We start from the raw sequence: 20504 nt of genomic DNA, 5'->3' as shown, positions 1-20504 counted from the left end.
ATGAACTAAAAATTACAATAAAGATGAAAAATTAAAAATCTGTGTGGAAAATTTCGCCAAAAACCACTTAAAAAACAAGGCACAATCTGAAGTAACTCTAATAAAAAGAGCCTTCAAATCTTAACTTTTTTAAATTAATTAAAACCAAAATTGCAGAATGGCCAATAACGAAAATCCTACTGGAGTACCAGTAGAAAACACACCTACACAAACATTATTTCGATTTGTGAGCTTAAGAAGTCCTCAACTTTCAGACGAAAAAGGACAAGACAAAAGATTTGTACTTATTCCTGAAGAGCTAAAAGATGATACCAAATTCTACAAACCTGTTACAGAAGGAACCGGAACCAAGAGAAAACTCTTACAGGAACGCGCAACCGCTTACGAACCTACAACAGAATGTATTTCTAAGGACAAACCAACCAATGACTTAGATTCATTTAAAAGATCTTATAAAGTTATCTATGATTTCGCATCATGGCTGGCTCGAAATAAAAGCACTTGCACGTATCAGGAATTTGTAAGCAAAAGAGATGGAGTACTTGCAGCTCAATATACCGCTCCAAGTGATATATTATTATGGAATAACCTTATTTATCAGGTTGTTACTCAAAAAGACTTCTACATTAAAGAAGTCATGATGCAGGTGATCTTAGCTTTGCATACGCTTCGCAACCCTTCAACTAATGAAGATGAAACCAAAATCTTATTAAACGCAAGAGTTGTTCTTCCTAAAGAATTAATGTTGGATGAAGAAACGCTTCCTGTTTCTCAGTCAGTTGCAAGAATGGCTTCAAACGAGACTAAAGAAAGCTATCCGAGCGAAGAAATGAAACAACAGCAGGAAATTTCTTCTGCAAAAACGAAATTGAGCAGAATTGAAAGCTTAAAAAAGAACTTATCTGCTACGGAAAAAAAGTATAATAAAGAATATCAGGCAGAATATCAGTCTCAGGATGAAGCTTATCAAAGAGTAATTGCTCCGATTATCAGTGCATACAATGAAGCTGTTGAAGCTGCTAAGGATGAATATTGCGGAGTAAGACCTCCCGGAACAGAATACGATCCAAAAGATCCATGCCAGCAACCTAAGGCCGTTCCTTATCCGTCATTGCCTAAGTTTGATTTTACTTTCAGAGATGAAGTAAGCGCAGAAAATCTTGTTTCATCTTTAAAACCAGAGAGCGTTGAAACACTTCTTGATGTTTTAGGATATAAATTTGATTCCCAAAACATTGCAGGACGTTCTGCAGGAGATGACACAAGCGATCTAGACGATCTATTGGAAGGCAAAAATACATTTTTAGAATTAACATCTATTATTAACGAAAATGTAGAAAAGCTAAATAATATTATTGTTGAAAATACACCAGCTAATGAAGAAAGCTATACGAGTATTGGAGGAATAATTATACCTACAGCAAAAACTGTAACCTTCCCATTTATGTATCAGATCTGTACGAGACCGTTCTACAAATCGTACGTCCTTGATTTATCATTAACGATTCCGGATGCATCTTGGGATATTAGCTATGTTTCGTATGCTTTAACACCAAATAATACAAATACAGAGATTTTTGGAGATTATTATGTAAAATCCAAAACAGGCAATACGATCTTTTTAAAAGATATGTATAATCAGGGCTTAGATTTTAGTACTATTCAGGATTCAACGATTCGAATTAAAGTTGCCTTTACAAATGGTCAAGTTACGGAGTTTGGCACGTCTGGAATTAGTACTAGATATTGTGTATCCGGAGATTTTGCCCTTCAAGTTGACGAAAATGAAAACCCTGAAATCATTGATGATGAAAAAAACTTCATCCCTTCAGGATTTGGTTTTAAAAATATTGGTGTTGCCGATTATTTAAAAGTAGAACAGAGCACTCATGCCTATGTGGAAGGTGAAGTAGCTCACATCGAAAATATAATGGCTAGAGAATATCGCGAGAAATCTACAAGAAGATTGAGAAGAAGCGAAAATACTTCAACAACCTCTTCTGATACTGAAAGAGAGCAAATTAATGATACAACGACCGCCAATCGTTTTGAAATGCAGAGTGAGATTTCTAAAATGATGCAGGAAGCATCTGATAGTAGCACTCAGTTTAGTATAAGTGCTGGCTACAGTGGCAATGGATTTAATGTTAATACCAGTTTAGGTTTAAGTAATGCTAATCACAATTCAAAAGAAGAAAGTACAAGACAAGCAACAACCCAAGCTCAAGATATTACTTCAAGAGCAATGGATAGGATTGTAAATAAGGTACACGAAGAAAGAATTGAGAAAATCATTGAAGAATTTGAAGAAACAAATTCTCATGGTTTAGACAATAGAAAAGGTGATAAACATGTTGTCGGAGTTTACAGATGGGTTGATAAATTGATGAAAAATCAGATCTACAACTATGGCAAACGTATGATGTTTGAATTCATGATTCCTGAGCCAGCAAAACTTCACATTTTAGGAATGACATTAAACCCAAGCGCAACAACATTAGTAAAGCCTGAAGATCCAAGAACATCTAAAACAATGCAAATGGCAGATTTTACAGCACTTTCTAATGATTCTATTTTTAAATATTGGGTCAGCAGATATAATGTGGAATTTGATGGACGACCAAAAGAAACTATTAAAGTAACGAAAGGCTTTGCATATGGTAAAGATAAAGTTCCCGATGCTGGTAGTGCTTCTAGTAATACAAGTGCTATTGGTTTGCAAGATGTTGTGAAGATTCCTGAAGGATATATCACTACTTATTATGCCATCAGTGGTGGTGGAAAAGAATATGAAAAGTCATTACTAAACATTAATATTGCCGATAAACGTGTTGCTTCAAATTTAACAGGATCTGGATTTAGCTTTCAAGGAGATTTTATTGGATATAGTGATGATGTAGCAGTAAGTATTTCAACTGATAGATTTTATTCTTTTGAAACTTCACTTTCAATTAATTGTACGCTAACTGATGATGCTAAAAAACAATGGCAACAAAAAACATTTAAAGCTATTATTGATGCTTATGAAGAGGCTGTAATTGAATACAACAATGCTACAGCAGAAGAACAAAACAAAGCAGTAGTAATCAAAGATTCAAACCCTAATTTCTACAGACAGATTGAAAACACAGTATTGCGTAAAAACTGTATTTCTTATATGGCCGACAGAGCAACCGATTCTACTCATGGATATGGACTTACAGGATTAACTCAAGGAAGTACATTTAGAGATTATGAAACCAATCTTACTGCTAAGCTTGATAAATACACTGCTTTTGTAAAATTCATGGAACAGGCATTTGAATGGGAAAATCTTTCTTATTATCTGTACCCATATTATTGGGGAAATAAACAAAACTGGACAGAGCTATATCAATCTGAAAATACAGATCCTTTATTCAGAGCTTTCCTACAAAGTGGTATGGCAAGAGTGGTAGCAACCGTTCGACCAGGTTTTGAAGATGCTGTACAGTTCTATCTGGCAACAGGTAAAATCTGGAATGGCGGTGAAGTTCCTGTAATTGGCGATGAGCTATATCTATCTATTGTTGATGAAATGAAAGAACCAAAAGGTATTAAACAAGGAAAAGCTTGGATCACAAGACTTCCAACGACTTTAAATATTCTTCAGGCAGAAAGTATCGGATTAAAAGTAGCTCATGCACTGCCGTTTACAACAGAAAATCCTGACGATTTTGAAGTTCCTTCTGAAGTTATCACTGAAGATAAATTCAATTTTGAACCAAACAGTAATCTTTTGGGAGTTCAAGATAATACAACAGAAAAAATCATTACAGGAGACTGGGTTTAAATCAATTATTAACTAAAAAATCACAAAAATGTCCAACATAGGAAAAATTATAAGGGTAAATGCATTACCTCCTGTTGAATCAAGAGAAAAGAATGTAATTTACCAAGTAGCTGCACTTGGTGCAGCTACTTACACAGACTATGCGATTGATGAAAATGGAGATCTGAAAACATCAGCCGTCTTTGAAGATCAAGTAAACATTTCGAATGTCTATCTAATTGCAGAAGGAATGACAAATCAGGCAAATTTTAATACTAATATAAGACAGAAACTAAACAACAAACTAGATAGGCCTTTTATTGATGGAAATGTTCAGGATTATAATAAAATTGTTGCTGTTAACATGTATGGAGAGGCTGCTACGCTTCCTATTGAAAATTTAGGAAAAAACATAGCCAACTCTTCTTTAACATCTGTTCTAGGAGCAGGTCTTACATTAGGGGCTGACTGGACGGTGAATACATCCGGATTTAATTATTCCATTGCAGGATTATCAGATGTCTCAGGAGATAGTTCATTTACTAAAAATGTAGTTGCAAGACCCGATGGTACAATAGGATGGGAAGATACATCGAATTCAGTTATAGATAAGGATATCGTTTCATTAAATACAACATCCTATCCGAACATTTATGCCTACAAAAACATGCTATCCAAGAAAAGTTCATTTATTGCATTATATCTAGATTTATCGATAGGTAGTCTAAGCAGCAGTTCGGCTTATATGTTAGGAATTATACCTTCGGAATACAGACCCAAAGATAATACCCTCATTATGGGGCAAATAAGATATATTGAAAATTCCCAATGGGTTAGCAAACTTACATCATTTTTTTTAGAAGCATCCAATGGGCAAATTAGTTTAATGGATTCTCTCCCGGCTAGCACTAATGTTAGTGTTTTTATAAGTACTCAGTATGTAAAATTGTAAATCTATGATATTGTCATAAAGGTTAATTCATTAAATAGTAATGGCAGAGCCTAAAAAACTCTGCCTTTTATCTAACACCAAAAAATCACACAATGAGTTTAGAAATATTAAATAATCCTCTTCTTGGAAATTCTTTTGATAAAGTTTTAAAGGGAAACTACCCAAACTCTAAATTATCAGATAAAAACAAATATGCACTGGAATCTCCCTTTGGAAAAGAAAGTGTTTTTTATAAAGCAGTAGAAGGATCATTCAGAAGTTTTTTAGAAAAAAAGGGCAAATACATCGCTGTCAAAAAAAACTTTAATGATGTAGATCTTGAAAAAATTGGATTCACTGAAGTCTATGATAAAATTAACATTAAATATCAATAATCATGGATAAAATGTGCGGAGTCAAACGAACAAAAATAATAGAAACAACATATACTTCCTGGCAGAATTTGATAAATTACAGTTATAATGAGCTTAAAAATACTTTAAATAATTCCTATTGGTTTCTGGAAGGAGAAGATGCTAATTTAATGACTTTTCATTTATTTTCTAATCCTGATAAAAAAGAAGTAGAATTTGTAGTATGCAATCTTGGAAGCGATATTTTTGATTGCTTAAAACTTAACAATGAAAATTTAATTTCTACAGGAGGATATGTAATAAAAGATAAGGCAGGAAAGGAAATTATAAATCCTGTTTTGGATGTCTTTAAACAAGACTTAGCTAATAGCATCTCGGAACTTTATCTCAGTAAAGGTGATTTTAATCGATATGGTTTGTCAAAAGCGAAAATAATCAATGCCATTGATAAAGAAATTTTCACAGAATATAATTACCAAAAAGTTGTAGGTTTCCTTTTTGATGAAATGGGAGCCCCGTTAAAATTCTTTATAGATCAGTTCCGTAATGAGTTTAAAGACATTGAAGAATACAGACTTTCTGAAAAATCTTATTTACCGGATGTCAATGGATTTGATCCTATTTTGAACGGTGCATTGCTTAAAGCATTAGGTGTAAACACGACCATTCCCATAGAAAAATATACCTATTCAAAAGAAGATCTTGAATATTACCAAATAAAAGAAAAACAAGTTGATTGGGTATATGCCATAAATGCCGAATTCTGTGGTTTCTGGAATGCGTTAGTAGATACTGTAGATGGGCTTGCGATGCTTTTACCCAGTATGTATCAAATACTTTCAGACAGAGCTACATTTAAACAGTTTTTTAGAGTCATCTTAGATTTTCTTATGATGACACCTCAAAATGTACTAGACATGCTTAACGAATATGACTTTGAAAATAGCAAAGGTTCTATCTACAGACTTTCCTATCAACAATGTTATGAAGTAAGTATGATTCTATCTCTCTTTCTGCCCTCTCCTAAAATAGGAAAAGTGGGAAAAGCAACAGAAGCAATTGAAGAGATATCCGCTTGGCTTGCAAATTTTTCTACGAAAAACGAACTAATTCTACTAGCTTATAAATTAGGATTGCGAGTAGAAAGAACAGCCGGAGAATGGCAGCTTGTTTTTGGAAAATATAAGCTTCTAAAAGGCTCAAGAGAAAAAGTTCTTAAAATGGTTGAAGACATTGGTGAAATGTCTAAATTTGAAGGCAACCAGAATCTTTCCAACTTAGAAAAACAGCTTGATGGAGTGGTTATAGAAGAAAACGGAAAAACCAGAAAGCTTACAAAAGAAGAGAAAGAGGAAGTCTTACAACAATTTAGGTATCAAGGAGGAAACTTTGGTGAATCAATAATAGAAACACAAGTTAAAGAAAAGGTAGTTGCGTTTGAAGAAGGAGCAAAACAATTCTCAGAAATAATTGCAAAACCCTTTGAAAAAATGAAAGAAGCGATGCCACATTTTAACCATAAATCTATAGGGGATGAAGTTATTCAAATAGGTAAATCAAATTGCGGGAATACAGCAAAGGTGATAGCAGAATATCTAAGAACAGGAAACTTACAATTAGCTGAACCATCGCTTATGCAAGGATTAGAGGAAGTCGCAGAAAAATGTGGAGCAGGTAGATTTGGTGATATTACAGGAATTGATCGATTAGAATTTTTACTGAGAGATGATGAAATTGCTATTATTTATGGTGCTACACATTATAATCCAAGCGGATCAGTAGATGGACATTATTTTGTAGCAGTGAAAGTGGATAAGAAAGTGTATTTTTTGGATGGACAATCAGGAGAATTCATTTTATATGATAAAGCTTCCAAAGAATCGAAAAATTTTATTGAAAGACGTTATAGACAATTTAAGTATACTAAAGCAGGTAAAATAAAAAAATAATAAATTATGTTAACAGACCAGGAAATGCTAGCCATAGCAGAACGTTTTATAAGAAGAATAGTAGATAAACATATTGAACCTATAATATTATTGGAGGAAATAATTAAAAAAAACTATGGTAATATTTATCGCTATCAGTCCAAAGAATTTCTTTTGACAAGAGATTTTAATAAAGCATTGGGAGGTAATGCTCCATTTTTAGTAGAGAAAAAGACAGGAAGGGTAGTTACTTTTGCTTCGGCAATGAGATTAGAGGATAGTGTAAAAGCCTATGAAAATGGAACTATGGGGAAGAGTTTAGATCTTTATTGGTATCCTGATGAAGACAGATTTGATTATAAATAATACCTATATAATCTTTAATCAAATACAGCAGTAAGTTTACTGCTGCATTTTGGTGTTTTTTAATAACCAAAAATATAAAAGGTAAAAGATTGGATGAATAAGATGAAAGTATTAAAGTAGTTATAGATAGTATTATCAAAAAATCATATAGCATTATTTAAAAGTTGTACAATGAGCACTGTCATTAAAAAATTATTATTAGAGATCTTGTCGTTTTTATATACAAGAAAATTTAAAAAAGATGATATTTATGTAAAAAAAGGAGAGGAAAAATTAGGAGAGGAAATTATAGTCAACAGATTATATGATTTAATAGGTTGGATAGATCCAGTACATCACTTAAAAGATACAGATTTAGAAAAATATGTTTATTACGAGGATGAATTTATGACAGAGGATATTATTCAAAATATTTATAATGAATTTGAACTACTGTTTAAGTATTTACCAGAATTAAAAGATATTTTTGTATTAAAAGAAAAACATATAGAATTTAATCAATCTCTCAGTAAAGATGAAATAAAAGAAATTTATCAATTTGTATTAGATTTCTATAAAGTCCATCCTAGAAAAACTACTTTTTTAAAAAAACCGTATGAAAAATAGATTTATTCCAAAACACAAATTATTGTAATCACTTTTATAATAATTTATCTATTAATAAACTATGTTAACAGACCAAGAAATGCTAGCAATAGCAGATCGTTATTTGAAAAGCAAAGCAGAACATTTTGGAGGATCGGACATTGAAGTAGTAATCTTGACCGAAGAGACTATCAAAAACCGTATGGTAATATTTATGATTATCAGTCCAAAGAATATATATTAACCGGAAATTTTAATAAATCTTTGGTAGGAAACTCCCAGTTCTTAGTAGAAAAAAAAATCCGGAAGGGTAGTTGGTTTTGGCACTGCAGGTAGCATAGAAAGCTATATACAAGACTATGAAAATTGAACAATGACACCAAGTTTAGATCTTTATTGGCACCCTGATGAGGATAAATTTGATTACAAATAATTTCCACAAAAAAATAAAACACGACACCTTTTGTCGCATTAACCCCATATATTTGTCTTATAAAATTCATTCATGAAAAAAGACTTTTACCTGACAAGATATGCCTTAATTATAAAAAGATTAGAAAGTTCTCCGGCAACGTATTCGCAGCTGGAGGACTATCTTTTAAACTCTTTTGAATTTCAGGATGCAGATATTAAGAGCTACTCTATCCGTACCTTGCAGAGGGATATTCGTGAGATTTTAGGTCTTTTCAACCTTTCCATTCATAACAAAAAGAAAGGTGATAATCGATATTATATCGAGAGCCGACCGATCATGGAAGTGGATGAATACAACCAAAAACTATTAGAATCTTTTCAGGTAAGCAACGCGCTGAATCTTCATCCCGATTTCTCCAATTTCATCTTTTTTGAATCTCGAAAACCGACCGGAGTAGAACATTTTTATGATCTTTTCTTCGCCATTCGTAATAAAAGAGTCGTGACTTTTGAGCATTACAACTATAAAAACAAACTGATGACTTCCCGAAAAGTTCATCCTTTGGCGTTGAAAGAATCCAAAGACAGATGGTATCTTATTGCGATCGACACTAAGGATAAAGCGTTGAAATCTTTCGGTTTAGACAGAATTAATTATCTTGATGTTGATAAAAATAAGTTCCGTGAAAAGTATAGTTATAATTTCAGAGAACATTTTAAAAATGCTTTCGGAGTGATGAATTTAACGGAGCAAAATCCTCAGAAAATTGTTCTTAAATGTACTAAACATCAGGGAGAATATATTAAAAGTTTTCCGCTTCATCAGTCACAACAAGAGACAAAAGCAACCCTTGAAGAAACGTTTTTTGAGTTTTTCTTACACCCAACTTACGACTTTATGCAGGAAATTCTGTCTTACGGAAAAGAAGTTACTGTTTTAGAACCTAAAACCTTAGTTGACGACATCCGCAATCATTTGCAGGAGTCTTTAAACAGATACTCAGAGCTCTAAAAATATTTATTATTTTTAATCTTTTTTTGATTATTTTTACATAAATATATCAATTTGAAAGCATTATTTCTTTACCTGTTTTGCCTCATTTCTTCCTTTTGTTTTTCGCAACAGACGGAGGATTTTAAACAAGTGAAGAACTATTACAACAATCACCGAAGCATGTTGGGAACCGAGTTTAAGAAAAAGTTCGACGCCGAAACCAATGTTTTTAACAAATCTGCCATAAAAAATGACTTCCGTTTTTTCATGAAGAAAATGGACAGTATTGAAAATGTAGCCTTGATCGGAGCTTTATTAAAAGTGAAAAATATTGAAGATCTTGCCAGAATTCAGAAGAAAAATACCAATCCTCAAGATCCTTCCGAACTCAAAGCAACGACAGATAAAACGGCAGCCTATCCGGGTGGAGTTGATGCTTTAAGAAAGGAAGTTGTCGATCTTTTTTATTCAGATGGCGTTCATTCAGATTTAAAAATAATTAAAACCAATGTTGCTTTTATTGTTGAAAAAGACGGAAGTATTAGCAATGTTCAGGCTCAGGGTGATAATTTCACTTTCAACAGACAGGCCGAGATCGCTTTATATTCTATTTCATCGAAGTTTTCGCCTGCAACAATTAATGGGGATGCGGTAAGATTTCGTTTTAAACTTCCTCTAACTTTGAATATCGAATAATTAATGTTTACCGACGAATATTATATGAAAATGGCTTTCCAGGAAGCTGAAATTGCATTGGAAAAAGATGAGGTTCCTATCGGCTGTGTCATAGTTTCTAATAATCGAGTGATCGCGAGGGCTCACAACCTTACAGAAACTCTGAATGATGTTACGGCTCATGCCGAAATGCAGGCCATAACCTCAGCCGCGAACTTTCTTGGCGGAAAATATTTAAAAAACTGTACGCTTTATGTGACACTGGAGCCCTGTGTGATGTGTTCGGGAGCGCTTTCCTGGTCGCAGATCTCAAAAGTTGTAATTGGAGCTCGAGATGAGCAAAGAGGATTTATCAACAAACATCTTTCGCTTCATCCAAAAACAGAAATGGTTGTTGGAGTTATGGAAAATGAGTGTTCTTCAATCGTTAAGGAGTTTTTTAAATCTAAGCGTTAATCTTTATTTCTAAAAACAGAATACATCGGAATATCAAAGTACTCTCCGTTTTTCTTTAAATGTTGTTTCAATAAGGCTTCTTTTTCCATTCCTATTTTTTCCAAGACCTTTCCTGATGCTGGATTGTGTAGTAAATGGGTGGCGTAGATCTTGTTTAAATTCAATTCATTAAATCCAAAATCTATAATCGCTTTTCCGGCTTCTGTAATATAACCTTTGTTCCAAAACGAAGCTCCAAGCCAATATCCGAGTTCTGCCTTGTCGTCTCCTCTATCGTGAAGTCCGATTGCTCCAATAATTTGATCGTCTTGATTTCGGATCGCGAAAGTAAATCCTGATCCGCTTTCGAAAGCCTGTTGAGAATTTTTCAACCAAAATTGAGCATCTTCTTCTGTATATGGAGAAGGAATATTTGAGGTAAGATCAGAAAAAATTTTCGATTGGAGATATTCAACCACCAAAGGAAGATCTTCCTCTTTCAATTGAGAGAGAATCAGTCGTTCTGTTTCTATTCTTGGAAATTCTTTCATTTATAAATCTTTTCCTAAAAAGTATAATCCTTTCAAGGTATGAAGTCTGTCTGTGATGTGTATTTTATTCGTCAAAGGCTTGTAGACGTGCGAAACACCGCCGGTTGCGATCACAAAACAATCGTCATTCACCTCATCGTTAATTCTGTCGATAAAACCTTCTACCATTCCTAAAAACCCATAAACCATCCCGCTTTGCATGCAGGTTACTGTGTCTAATCCTAAAACGGTTTTTGGCTTTTTTAATTCAATTTCAGGAAGCTGGGCAGTTTGACTGATTAAAGAATTCAATGCTGTGATAATTCCCGGAGCGATAATTACGCCCAAAGTTTCACCCGTTTCCGTTACGCAACTTGCTGTAAGAGCAGTTCCAAAATCTATAATGATTTTCTTTCTGTCAGGATACAAATTGTGTGCAGCGACAAGATTGGCATAAATATCCGTTCCCATCTGCTTAGATTTTGCCACAACTCCTGAAGGCGTACTTCTGTCAACAATCACAGGAAGAATTCCGTGGATCTTTTTTATCGCCGAACTCACCACTTTAGTAAGCTGAGGAACCACCGATCCTATAATAACTTTAGTGATGTCTTTTGGCTCTACTTTATAGGTCTGATACAGCATCAACATCTGAACATAAAGCTCGTCCGCCGTTCTGTAAGGTTTTGTATTGATCACCCACGAAATATCACAATTGTCATCATCAAAAAGACCAAATCTGATATTGCTGTTTCCTACGTTGATTACGATTGAATTCATTTATTTAAAAATAATTTCAAATTTATAAAAAATAAAAGGAGTATTTTCCAACACTCCTTTATATATTTTATTTTCTACTATTTCACTTCTAAAAAGTTATCTTCCATATTCACATCTGCAATTCTCTGACTGAAATCTATTCCCAGAACAGATAATTGAGCCTTCGTGTAAGGAATTGTTAACGTATATTCCTTCTGTGTAAAAGGCCAATACGCTACTGTTTTGAAATCACCATAAGCATCTTTCGACTTCCACGTGTGAGTAAGATTTGTTGGAATTTGATATGTAACAATCTTTTTATCCGTAGTCATTACACTGAAATCGATCGGCATCGGAACCTGTCCGTTATTAACCAACGTAATCGTTGTAGATTTTGCGTCGTATTTTACATCCTTAATTCCGTAATCGATCGTTTTTGTGGTATTGATCCAGTAATGATGGAACCATTTCAAATCCATACCTGAAACTTTCTGAGCAATGTGAAGAAAATCTCTGTCTGTAGGATGTTTCATGCTCCATTGATCGTAGTATTGCTTCAAGGTTTCGGCTAGATTCTGCTCACCAATAATGTAGCCTAATTCAACCAAATATAATTCTCCTTTCACATAAGTCGAATAGGTATAAGAGGTTCCGTTATCGTGATGATCACCTAACCAAACTGCAGGTTCTTCAATCTTTTTTTGTAGGAATTTTCTGTAAGCATCCAATGTTTTAGCAAAAGGATTCGGCAACTCTTCCGGAAATAACTGATACATGGTGTACCCTTCCGCGTAGCTTGTAAATCCTTCATCCATCCACGGACGCATCGATTCGTTGGTCGCCAACATCTGCTGATACCATGAGTGAGAGCCTTCGTGAGCCATTAATCCCATTAAATCTTTGATATTTTTAGCTTCACCCAAGATCATTGTACACATTCCATACTCCATTCCGCCGTCTCCACCTTGGATGAAAGCGTAAGTCGGATATACATATTTCCCGAAATGAGCATTCATAATCTGGAAATATTTTGTAAGATAAGCCGGAGCTTCTTCCCAAGCTTTTGTTTTATCATTGTTTTGATAAACCAAGAAAACTTTTGGTCCTTCCGGAACATCAAAACTTTTTACAACATAATCTCTGTCTGCACTCCAAGCGAAATCCAGCATATTTTTAGCGGTCCATCTCCAAGTTGCTTTTTTATCTTTTTCGGTTTTGATCTTTGCATTGGCATCGTAACCTTTTACTTCTGTAGGATTTTCAAGGATTCCCCCTGCCCCGATCACATAATCTTTATTGATTTTAATCGTTACATCAAAGTCAGAGAATGGTGCATGAAATTCTCTTCCTAAATAATCGAAAGTAGCCCATCCGTCATAATCGTATTCTGAAATTTTAGGGTACCATTGCGTCATGGTCATATCAACACCCTCTTTGTTATTTCTTCCGCTTCGTCTGATCTGTTGAGGTATCACGGCATCCCATTCCATTGTGAAATTGGTTGTAGAATTTGGCTTGATAGGTTCTGCCAAATATACCTTCATGATCGTTTCCTGAATTTCAAACTTCAGGTTTTGTCCGTTTTGTTTGATCCAGTGAATATTTTGAGCGCCCTCTTCATTTTTCGGAATAGAAGCCAATCTTGAAATTCCATCTTTTTGCAATCTTGAATCCCCATTTTTACCTTGGCTAGCCACTCTTTGATCCATCATTGAATTAGGTTTAAAAGCATTCCAGTATAAATGGAAATACACAACGTTCAGCTCGTCCGGAGAGTTGTTGGTGTATTCTAAAGTTTGATTTCCCTGATAAGTAAATTTTTCCGCATTAACATCAATATCCATCTTGTACTTCGCAGCCTGCTGATAATAAGGCGTCTGCTGTGCCTGAAATTGAGAAATGATAAATGCAAATAGGATTGCAACCGATTTTTTCATTTAAAATTTTATTTTTTTAAAGATAAGTAATTAAAATAAGACCTAAAAAATGGAGTTATGTTGAGGTTTTATTCTGTTTGATCTAGTTTTAGATGAATTTTAATTGGATTTGTTAAATACTTAAACACGAATATCACAAATGAATTCACAATTTTAAACACAAATAATATTCGTGTTATTCGTGAGAAAATTAGTGCTATTTGTGTTTAAACAAAATCAATTTTTTAATCAAAGTAATCTGTCCTAGATGATAATAAGAATGTTCAATCATTCCATCAATATTCCTGAGATAAGTTCCGTATTTTTCATCTACAAAAATTTCATCCATTTTAGAATCAGGCATTTGTTCTAATAATGTTACAAATTTTTCAGAATCGATCCATAATTGATTTAATAATTCGTCCCATTGTTCCTGAGATTTAATTGGAGGAAGATCAAAACTGTATTTATCTTTAATTTCAAGATCGCCGCCTTCAAACACATTAATAAGTCCTGAAATATAATAATGAATATGAAAAGTAAGCATTGCAATCGTATTCAGAGAACTTACTTTTGTTATGGCCTGTTCCCAGGTCACATCTTTAAGCTGGTCTTTAAAATTGGTATTTGCAATCCAGAAACCATCAAGCAAAACTTCTCTGAATCTTTTTGATAATTGTAAAACTGAACTCATTATTTTTAATTTTTTTAAAGATAATTATTTTTTCTCTCATTGATTCTTTTTGAATTTCTCCAACAGATCGCACAGATTTTCACAGATGTTTATGTTATATTTTAACTCTGAATTAAAAGATATGCGCAATCATCTGTGAAAATCTGTGCGATCTGTGGGAAATAAAAAATCCTTCAAGGTTTTAAAAACCTTGAAGGATAATTCTTAATTAAAATAACCAAATTATTTTTTAGCAGGTAATTTCTTTCCGCTTTCTAAAATCTTTTCTAAAATTTTCAATGTAATCAGATATGTTGGTTTTACACCTGTAAGTCCTAAACCTCCTGAAGATAGTGTACTTCCCGTTTCCAAAGGATTATCCGAAGCATAGTAAGCATAGCAAACAAAAAGATCCGGCGCAATGTGATGTCTGATTTTTGACGCCACCTGAATTGCTTTCTGGTAATGCGCACCTTCCATTTCAAGTCCGATTGCCTTCCATGAAGTATGCATAAAATAGGATAAAATATCTCTGTTTTGAAGTGATGTTCCTAAAACAGTGATCATCGTTCCTTCAAAAGCTTTTAATTCATCATCTTTAAAATCATCCAGTTTTAAAGCATTTTCAAAAGGATAGTTATCTGCTGTACCTTCAAAAATATGAGAAGTTGGAATCATGATGTCTCCTTTTGCACCTTCTAAAATTCCGGCTTTACCCATGATAGAAACAGATTTAACTTTCATCATATAAACCTCTCCTTTTTGTTCGAAAGGTCTCAATAATTCATCCATCACCTCAAAAGCCTGTTCTCCGAAAGCGTAATCGAAAACCATAATTACATCGTCTCCGCCATATTTAATATGACCGAACGGTGTATTTTTAAGTTCTGTTTTGCTTAAATCAATGATCTGAACATCGATATTACTTCCACTTTTATCATCAATATAAATTAAACCTTGATCTAATGCATATTTTGAAACCTTATCACGAAGATCTTTCTTGTCGGAAATATCTCCGTACATTTTATAGTCTACTTCTTTGTGATCTTTTTTCTTTAAGGCATCATTTCCGTACAGCATATTTTTAACTGAGTGCATGTTCGCAGAAATAATATGTAGCGGGCGCATGTGAAGATCATTTTCAAATAAAACTTCTTTCACTTTATTGGCCCATTTTTCACCAAAATAATGATGACCTACTCTTTCCTTTAATATAGCACTGAAATGAATTTCTCTTTCTCTGCTTTGTTTAGCATCTTCCAAACTTACTTTTCCTAAGTTGTAAATGATCTTAAACAAACGGTCTGGATTATTATCGTCTCCGAAAGTATTATAAGCTCTTAATGTTTCATCAAAAGTTCTTCCTATTAAAGATGATAGGTGAATAAGAGCAACCTCTTTTTCTCTTCTGCTGAATTGTTTTTCACCTTTTACTACTTCTTCGATAATTTTGAAAGCACGTGTCGGCTTCCAGTTTTCGTCCTGAATGAACGCCAGATTACGGATTTTGTCCGCTTCTATAAATAAGAATGTTAAGTGAGTAAGAATGTCATAGATTTCTGAACGTCCCAAAAGAACTTCGATGTTCATCTGGTGTTCGTCTATTCTGTAACAGTTTCTTCTTCTTTTTTTAGGTACAATTGGTTCGAAACTTCCTTTATCAAAACCCTCATCTGATGTAAGATGAATAAAAGCACATTCCTCAATTCCCTCCGGAAGTCTGTCTAAAACATACATCAAACCATCTAGCTCCAATTTGTTTGGAACATTCATGGTACCATAAATTTCAGGATTGATTGTTTTCAACAAACTTCTAATACTTTCTCCAGAAACACCCGCCGGCTTGAAAAATCCTCTATAAAATAAATGTCTCATAGAGATGTATAGTCTTTCAATTGCCTCTGTTGTTTCTCTTGCTCTAGAATTTGTCATAAAATAAATTTCACACAAATATACGAAATCTCCCCTCAACTTATTTTAAGTATCTTTTAACAAACGACTTAACATAATAAGGATTTGATGAGGTTTAAAAATTAAATTATTGTTTAAATTTTTATAAATTTCACAGACACCCCTAAAAATATTAGGGTAAAAATATTTTGAATCTATTTTTTTTGTAAATTTGCCCCACAAAATACAACCTTAATATGTCAACTTTAAGATTTAAAGCATTAGAAACATTACCATTCAAGGACTTTAGAAAAGATAATTCAGTAGAAATTCCTGCGAAATTGTCAGAATTATTTTGTGAAAATGTATTCTCTGAAAACACAATGAGAGAATATTTAACAAAAGAAGCATTCCAATCTATTATGGATGCTATTAAAAAAGGAAGTAAAATCCAGAGATTAATTGCAGATCAGGTAGCAGTAGCTATGAAAGATTGGGCAATGAGCAAAGGAGTAACACATTACACGCACTGGTTTCAGCCTTTAACAGGAAGTACTGCAGAAAAGCACGATTCATTCTTCACACCAATCGAAGGTGGTAGAGCGATCGAAAGATTCAGCGGCGGAATGTTGATCCAACAAGAGCCTGATGCATCTTCTTTCCCGAACGGAGGAATCAGAAATACTTTCGAAGCTAGAGGATATACTGCTTGGGATCCTACATCTCCTGCTTTTATTATGGGAACTACTCTTTGTATTCCTTCAATCTTCATCTCTTATACAGGAGAAACTTTAGATTATAAAGCACCTCTTTTAAGAGCTTTGAACGCTGTGGATGAAGCTGCAACAAACGTAATGCAGTATTTCGACAAAAACGTAACAAAAGTAACTCCTACTTTAGGTTGGGAGCAAGAATATTTCTTGGTTGACTCTGCATTATACCAATCTCGTCCTGACTTGGTATTAACAGGAAAAACTTTATTAGGACACTCTCCTGCAAAAGGACAACAGCTAGATGACCATTATTTCGGTTCAATTCCTACAAGAGTAATGAACTTCATGAAAGAATTGGAAATCGAATGTATGAAGTTAGGTATTCCTGTAACAACAAGACACAACGAGGTAGCTCCAAACCAATTTGAGCTGGCTCCAATGTTTGAGGAAGTAAACGTTGCTGTAGACCACAACTCTTTGTTGATGGATGTTATGGCAAGAATTGCTCACAGACACCATTTCCATATTTTATTCCACGAAAAACCATTCGCAGGAGTAAACGGAAGTGGAAAACACAACAACTGGTCTTTAGCTACTGATACAGGTGAAAACCTATTAAGCCCAGGAAAAAACCCTAAGAAAAACTTACAGTTCTTAACATTCTTCGTTAATGCAATTAAAGCTGTTCACGAATATGCTGATCTTTTAAGAGCAAGTATCGCTTCTGCAAGCAATGACCACAGATTAGGTGCTAACGAAGCTCCACCGGCAATTATTTCTGTATTTATCGGAAGTCAGTTGTTCAGAGTGTTAGAAGAATTGGAAAAAGTAACGGAAGGTAAACTTTCTCCGGACGAAAAAACAGATTTAAAACTAAATGTAGTTGGAAAAATTCCTGAAATTCTATTAGATAATACTGACAGAAACAGAACGTCTCCATTTGCATTTACAGGAAATAAATTCGAGATCAGAGCGGTAGGTTCTTCTGCAAACTGCGCAGAATCGATGACGGTAATGAACACCATTGCTGCAAAACAATTAAACGATTTCAAAAAAGAAGTTGATGCTTTAATTGAAACAGGATTGAAGAAAGACGAAGCTATTTTCAACGTACTAAGAGAATATATCAAGCAATCTAAAAACATTATGTTTGAAGGTGATGGATATTCTGACGACTGGGCAAAAGAAGCTGAGAAAAGAGGCTTGAACAATTTAAAAACTACTCCAGAAGCTTTAAAGCAAGAAATGGATCAGAAGTTTGTAGATCTTTACGAGGAAATGGGAATTTTCACTCACAGAGAAGTTGAAGCAAGAAACGAGATCAAATTAGAAAAATATTCTACAGTTATTGATATTGAAGCAAGAGTTTTAAGCGATATCGCAAGAAACCACATTATTCCTTCAGCTTTAAATTATCAAAACAGATTAATTGAGAACGTAAAAGGTCTTAAGGAAATTTTTGAAGACAAAGAATTCAAAAAATTAGCAAAAGAACAAATGAGTTTAATTACTCAGATTTCTGAAAACATTTCTAAAATCAAGTTAGGTGTTGAAGATCTTATGAAAGCGAGAGAAGCTGCAAAAGCAACGTCTGACAGCCAAAAGCAAGCAGAAGTATACTGCACGAATGTAATTCCATTATTTGATCCGATCAGAGAAGCGTCTGACGATCTTGAAATGATGGTTGATGATGAGCTTTGGCCAATGACGAAATATAGAGAAATGTTATTTACAAGATAACATCTGTAAAGTTCCATATTAGTTAAACTCCTCGGTTTTTTCCGGGGAGTTTTTTTTGATTTATTAACAGTCTGAAAATTGGAGCTTTAAAAACTCAACTATGATTAATAGAGGAAATATCAATTATTATGTTAAAGAATCATAATAAAAAAAACCGCTCATTCACCAAAAATGGGACGTAGCGGTTTGTTTTTCTTTAACATACTTAAAGTATATGTTAAAATATGTTAAATACAGAACCTGATAATAATCATATCGGGCTCGTTTTACTCGGAATCTCTACTTTTGTAAGGCTTTTGAAATAAATATCCCTTTAACACGGTAATAAATATGTATATGAAGAAAAGAGTTTTGTCTTATTTAGTAGCTTTAGTTTCTACAGTCTCACTACAATCTTGCGTTACAAATTATGTAGTTTCAAAACCAGCAACTTACTCTAAAGAATACAAAACAGATGCCAAACTAGCTTCACTAGATACAAACAAAATGGAGCAGGATAAGCAAAGACTTATTAACTCTTTTCTAGCAGAAAAAGCGGCATCTATAGCAAATGCAAAAAATTCTATTAAAAATGCAGGCATTGCTAAAGTAGTAAAATACAACAAAACAATAGACAATATCCTAACGGAAGCTGAAACATACCTGGGAACTCCTTACAGATACGGAGGAATGACGAGAAACGGTATAGACTGTTCAGCTTTTGTGCTTTCTGTATTCGGAGCAGCAGCAGGGCTTAGCTTACCAAGAGTAGCAGCTTCTCAGGCTCAGGAAGGAGAAAAGATAGAGAAAGAGAACCTACAGAAAGGAGATTTGATTTTCTTTTCTCACGGTAGAAGAATTTCTCACGTAGGTATTGTAGAAAGTGTTTCTGAAGAAGGTGAAATCAAATTCATCCATGCAGCCACTTCAAAAGGTGTTATGATTTCTTCTCTTAATGATTCTTATTGGGGACCTAAGTTCAGATTCGCAAAAAGAGTGATCAACGAAAACGGAGAAGCTTACAACAACCTAGCTGCAACAACAGCGACAGCCGCAACAAGTTTTTAATTTTAAATAATTGATTTAAATAATGAAACCATCAAAATTTTTGATGGTTTTTTTATTGTTGATGAGGTTTTCGTTGATTTGAAATCTATCCTTTCAGAGAAGGGAAATTTTAGTATCTCTAATACTAACTTCTAATTTCTAGTATCTAGCTTCTAAAACTAACTATTTCTCTCTATTTGTATATCGAGCTTATATAATAAACCATGCACCTCAGAAAGTGAGAATTTAGCCTTTTTAAGCTTATTAATGTTCGGATCTATGGAATAACTGATAGAAGTTCTGAAATCTGTTTTCTCAAGGTTTGAATTCACAAATACAGCGCCTGCAAGATCACAGTTTGTAAATATTGAGTTTGAAAGATCACATTCTTCAAAATCAACTTCAATTAATTTTGAATTTTTAAAAAGCGTCTTTTTAATCGTTGTTTTATAGAAGGTGGAATTATTCAGAGAGCATTCATCAAACTTAAATGATAATCCAAATTCGTTGCAATCACTAAACTGAAGTCCGAACATTTTACATCCTTTAAAAATTACATCACGAAAAGCTGTGTTTGAAAGCTTTACCATACTTAAATTGCATCCGATGAATTCACAGTCGGTAAATTTAAATTCGGATAGATTTACATATTCAAAATTACAATTAAGGAAAGTACAATTTTCATATTCGCCTTTTTCCAATGGAGATTTTCCAAAATCGGTGTTTTCGAAATTTTGGTCAAGAATGTATGCTTCTTTCATAAAG

Annotated in this window: 17 protein-coding genes; 11 read left to right on the top strand and 6 right to left on the bottom strand. The window is 33.7% G+C overall.

Annotated elements, in window-relative coordinates; translation table 11 throughout:
* Positions 1-157 precede the first annotated feature (157 nt).
* The 9 genes from AC1Q7L_RS08800 to AC1Q7L_RS08760 all read left to right on the top strand — a co-directional run bounded on the left by AC1Q7L_RS08800 (position 158) and on the right by AC1Q7L_RS08760 (position 10513).
* On the top strand, positions 158-3811 hold the full coding sequence (locus AC1Q7L_RS08800; protein WP_492305106.1) for a hypothetical protein: 3654 nt from the start codon (positions 158-160) through the stop codon (positions 3809-3811).
* Positions 3812-3839: 28 nt separating this feature from the next.
* Entirely contained in the window at positions 3840-4742 is a 903-nt protein-coding gene (locus tag AC1Q7L_RS08795) for a hypothetical protein (protein ID WP_492305105.1), read from the top strand.
* Between the two features lie 92 nt (positions 4743-4834).
* Positions 4835-5116: a hypothetical protein gene (locus AC1Q7L_RS08790; RefSeq protein WP_492305104.1), complete on the top strand. Its 282-nt coding sequence runs from the start codon at positions 4835-4837 to the stop codon at positions 5114-5116.
* A 2-nt stretch (positions 5117-5118) separates the two neighbouring features.
* Complete coding sequence (locus AC1Q7L_RS08785; RefSeq protein WP_492305103.1) at positions 5119-7044, top strand: hypothetical protein; 1926 nt, start codon at positions 5119-5121, stop codon at positions 7042-7044.
* A gap of 24 nt (positions 7045-7068) precedes the next feature.
* Positions 7069-7389, top strand: coding sequence for a hypothetical protein (locus tag AC1Q7L_RS08780; RefSeq protein WP_492329380.1), 321 nt, complete (start codon positions 7069-7071; stop codon positions 7387-7389).
* A 171-nt stretch (positions 7390-7560) separates the two neighbouring features.
* A complete protein-coding gene (locus AC1Q7L_RS08775) occupies positions 7561-7995 on the top strand; it encodes a hypothetical protein (protein WP_492305101.1) in 435 nt (144 codons plus the stop codon).
* A gap of 484 nt (positions 7996-8479) precedes the next feature.
* On the top strand, positions 8480-9400 hold the full coding sequence (locus AC1Q7L_RS08770) for a helix-turn-helix transcriptional regulator (RefSeq protein ID WP_410691559.1): 921 nt from the start codon (positions 8480-8482) through the stop codon (positions 9398-9400).
* Positions 9401-9532: 132 nt separating this feature from the next.
* Positions 9533-10078, top strand: coding sequence for an energy transducer TonB (locus AC1Q7L_RS08765; protein WP_492305100.1), 546 nt, complete (start codon positions 9533-9535; stop codon positions 10076-10078).
* A 3-nt stretch (positions 10079-10081) separates the two neighbouring features.
* Positions 10082-10513 carry a nucleoside deaminase gene (locus AC1Q7L_RS08760; protein WP_066753674.1) on the top strand — a complete coding sequence of 144 codons (432 nt, stop codon included), beginning with the start codon at positions 10082-10084 and terminating at the stop codon, positions 10511-10513.
* Here AC1Q7L_RS08760 and AC1Q7L_RS08755 read toward each other — a convergent pair.
* The 5 genes from AC1Q7L_RS08755 to AC1Q7L_RS08735 all read right to left on the bottom strand — a co-directional run bounded on the left by AC1Q7L_RS08755 (position 10510) and on the right by AC1Q7L_RS08735 (position 16302).
* Positions 10510-11043: a GNAT family N-acetyltransferase gene (locus tag AC1Q7L_RS08755; RefSeq protein WP_492305099.1), complete on the bottom strand. Its 534-nt coding sequence runs from the start codon at positions 11041-11043 to the stop codon at positions 10510-10512. The two genes, AC1Q7L_RS08760 and AC1Q7L_RS08755, sit on opposite strands and share 4 nt — an antisense overlap.
* Positions 11044-11802 carry a type III pantothenate kinase gene (locus tag AC1Q7L_RS08750; protein ID WP_410691564.1) on the bottom strand — a complete coding sequence of 253 codons (759 nt, stop codon included), beginning with the start codon at positions 11800-11802 and terminating at the stop codon, positions 11044-11046. It abuts the gene before it with no gap.
* Between the two features lie 77 nt (positions 11803-11879).
* Positions 11880-13718, bottom strand: a complete 1839-nt coding sequence (locus AC1Q7L_RS08745) for a M1 family metallopeptidase (protein ID WP_492305098.1) — start codon at positions 13716-13718, stop codon at positions 11880-11882.
* Between the two features lie 196 nt (positions 13719-13914).
* A complete protein-coding gene (locus AC1Q7L_RS08740; protein ID WP_492305097.1) occupies positions 13915-14391 on the bottom strand; it encodes a DUF1572 domain-containing protein in 477 nt (158 codons plus the stop codon).
* 222 nt (positions 14392-14613) lie between these two features.
* The gene (locus AC1Q7L_RS08735) at positions 14614-16302 is read right to left on the bottom strand and encodes a DUF6909 family protein (RefSeq protein WP_492305096.1); all 1689 of its coding nucleotides are present in this window, start codon (positions 16300-16302) and stop codon (positions 14614-14616) included.
* A 215-nt stretch (positions 16303-16517) separates the two neighbouring features.
* On the opposite strand from AC1Q7L_RS08735, the gene AC1Q7L_RS08730 reads away from it, so the two are divergent.
* Both AC1Q7L_RS08730 and AC1Q7L_RS08725 read left to right on the top strand, forming a co-directional pair.
* Positions 16518-18713 carry a glutamine synthetase III family protein gene (locus AC1Q7L_RS08730; RefSeq protein ID WP_410691568.1) on the top strand — a complete coding sequence of 732 codons (2196 nt, stop codon included), beginning with the start codon at positions 16518-16520 and terminating at the stop codon, positions 18711-18713.
* A gap of 336 nt (positions 18714-19049) precedes the next feature.
* On the top strand, positions 19050-19760 hold the full coding sequence (locus tag AC1Q7L_RS08725; protein WP_410691569.1) for a C40 family peptidase: 711 nt from the start codon (positions 19050-19052) through the stop codon (positions 19758-19760).
* Positions 19761-19918: 158 nt separating this feature from the next.
* Here AC1Q7L_RS08725 and AC1Q7L_RS08720 read toward each other — a convergent pair whose 3' ends face one another.
* On the bottom strand, positions 19919-20500 hold the full coding sequence (locus tag AC1Q7L_RS08720; RefSeq protein WP_492305095.1) for a pentapeptide repeat-containing protein: 582 nt from the start codon (positions 20498-20500) through the stop codon (positions 19919-19921).
* Positions 20501-20504 lie beyond the last annotated feature (4 nt).

This window comes from Chryseobacterium sp. GW823-FHT05E08 (assembly GCF_058795655.1).
The sequence above is the reverse complement of the archived record's forward strand: the minus strand, read 5'-3'. Positions and strand labels throughout refer to the sequence as shown.

Excerpts from the sequence above, each read along its gene's own strand:
- AC1Q7L_RS08770 (WP_410691559.1), top strand. The coding sequence starts at position 8,480 with ATGAAAAAAGACTTTTACCTGACAAGATATGCCTTAATTATAAAAAGA.
- AC1Q7L_RS08790 (WP_492305104.1), top strand. The coding sequence starts at position 4,835 with ATGAGTTTAGAAATATTAAATAATCCTCTTCTTGGAAATTCTTTTGAT.
- AC1Q7L_RS08740 (WP_492305097.1), bottom strand. The coding sequence starts at position 14,391 with ATGAGTTCAGTTTTACAATTATCAAAAAGATTCAGAGAAGTTTTGCTT.
- AC1Q7L_RS08720 (WP_492305095.1), bottom strand. The coding sequence starts at position 20,500 with ATGAAAGAAGCATACATTCTTGACCAAAATTTCGAAAACACCGATTTT.
- AC1Q7L_RS08785 (WP_492305103.1), top strand. The coding sequence starts at position 5,119 with ATGGATAAAATGTGCGGAGTCAAACGAACAAAAATAATAGAAACAACA.
- AC1Q7L_RS08730 (WP_410691568.1), top strand. The coding sequence starts at position 16,518 with ATGTCAACTTTAAGATTTAAAGCATTAGAAACATTACCATTCAAGGAC.
- AC1Q7L_RS08775 (WP_492305101.1), top strand. The coding sequence starts at position 7,561 with ATGAGCACTGTCATTAAAAAATTATTATTAGAGATCTTGTCGTTTTTA.
- AC1Q7L_RS08725 (WP_410691569.1), top strand. The coding sequence starts at position 19,050 with ATGAAGAAAAGAGTTTTGTCTTATTTAGTAGCTTTAGTTTCTACAGTC.
- AC1Q7L_RS08750 (WP_410691564.1), bottom strand. The coding sequence starts at position 11,802 with ATGAATTCAATCGTAATCAACGTAGGAAACAGCAATATCAGATTTGGT.
- AC1Q7L_RS08795 (WP_492305105.1), top strand. The coding sequence starts at position 3,840 with ATGTCCAACATAGGAAAAATTATAAGGGTAAATGCATTACCTCCTGTT.
- AC1Q7L_RS08735 (WP_492305096.1), bottom strand. The coding sequence starts at position 16,302 with ATGACAAATTCTAGAGCAAGAGAAACAACAGAGGCAATTGAAAGACTA.
- AC1Q7L_RS08745 (WP_492305098.1), bottom strand. The coding sequence starts at position 13,718 with ATGAAAAAATCGGTTGCAATCCTATTTGCATTTATCATTTCTCAATTT.
- AC1Q7L_RS08755 (WP_492305099.1), bottom strand. The coding sequence starts at position 11,043 with ATGAAAGAATTTCCAAGAATAGAAACAGAACGACTGATTCTCTCTCAA.
- AC1Q7L_RS08760 (WP_066753674.1), top strand. The coding sequence starts at position 10,082 with ATGTTTACCGACGAATATTATATGAAAATGGCTTTCCAGGAAGCTGAA.
- AC1Q7L_RS08780 (WP_492329380.1), top strand. The coding sequence starts at position 7,069 with ATGCTAGCCATAGCAGAACGTTTTATAAGAAGAATAGTAGATAAACAT.
- AC1Q7L_RS08800 (WP_492305106.1), top strand. The coding sequence starts at position 158 with ATGGCCAATAACGAAAATCCTACTGGAGTACCAGTAGAAAACACACCT.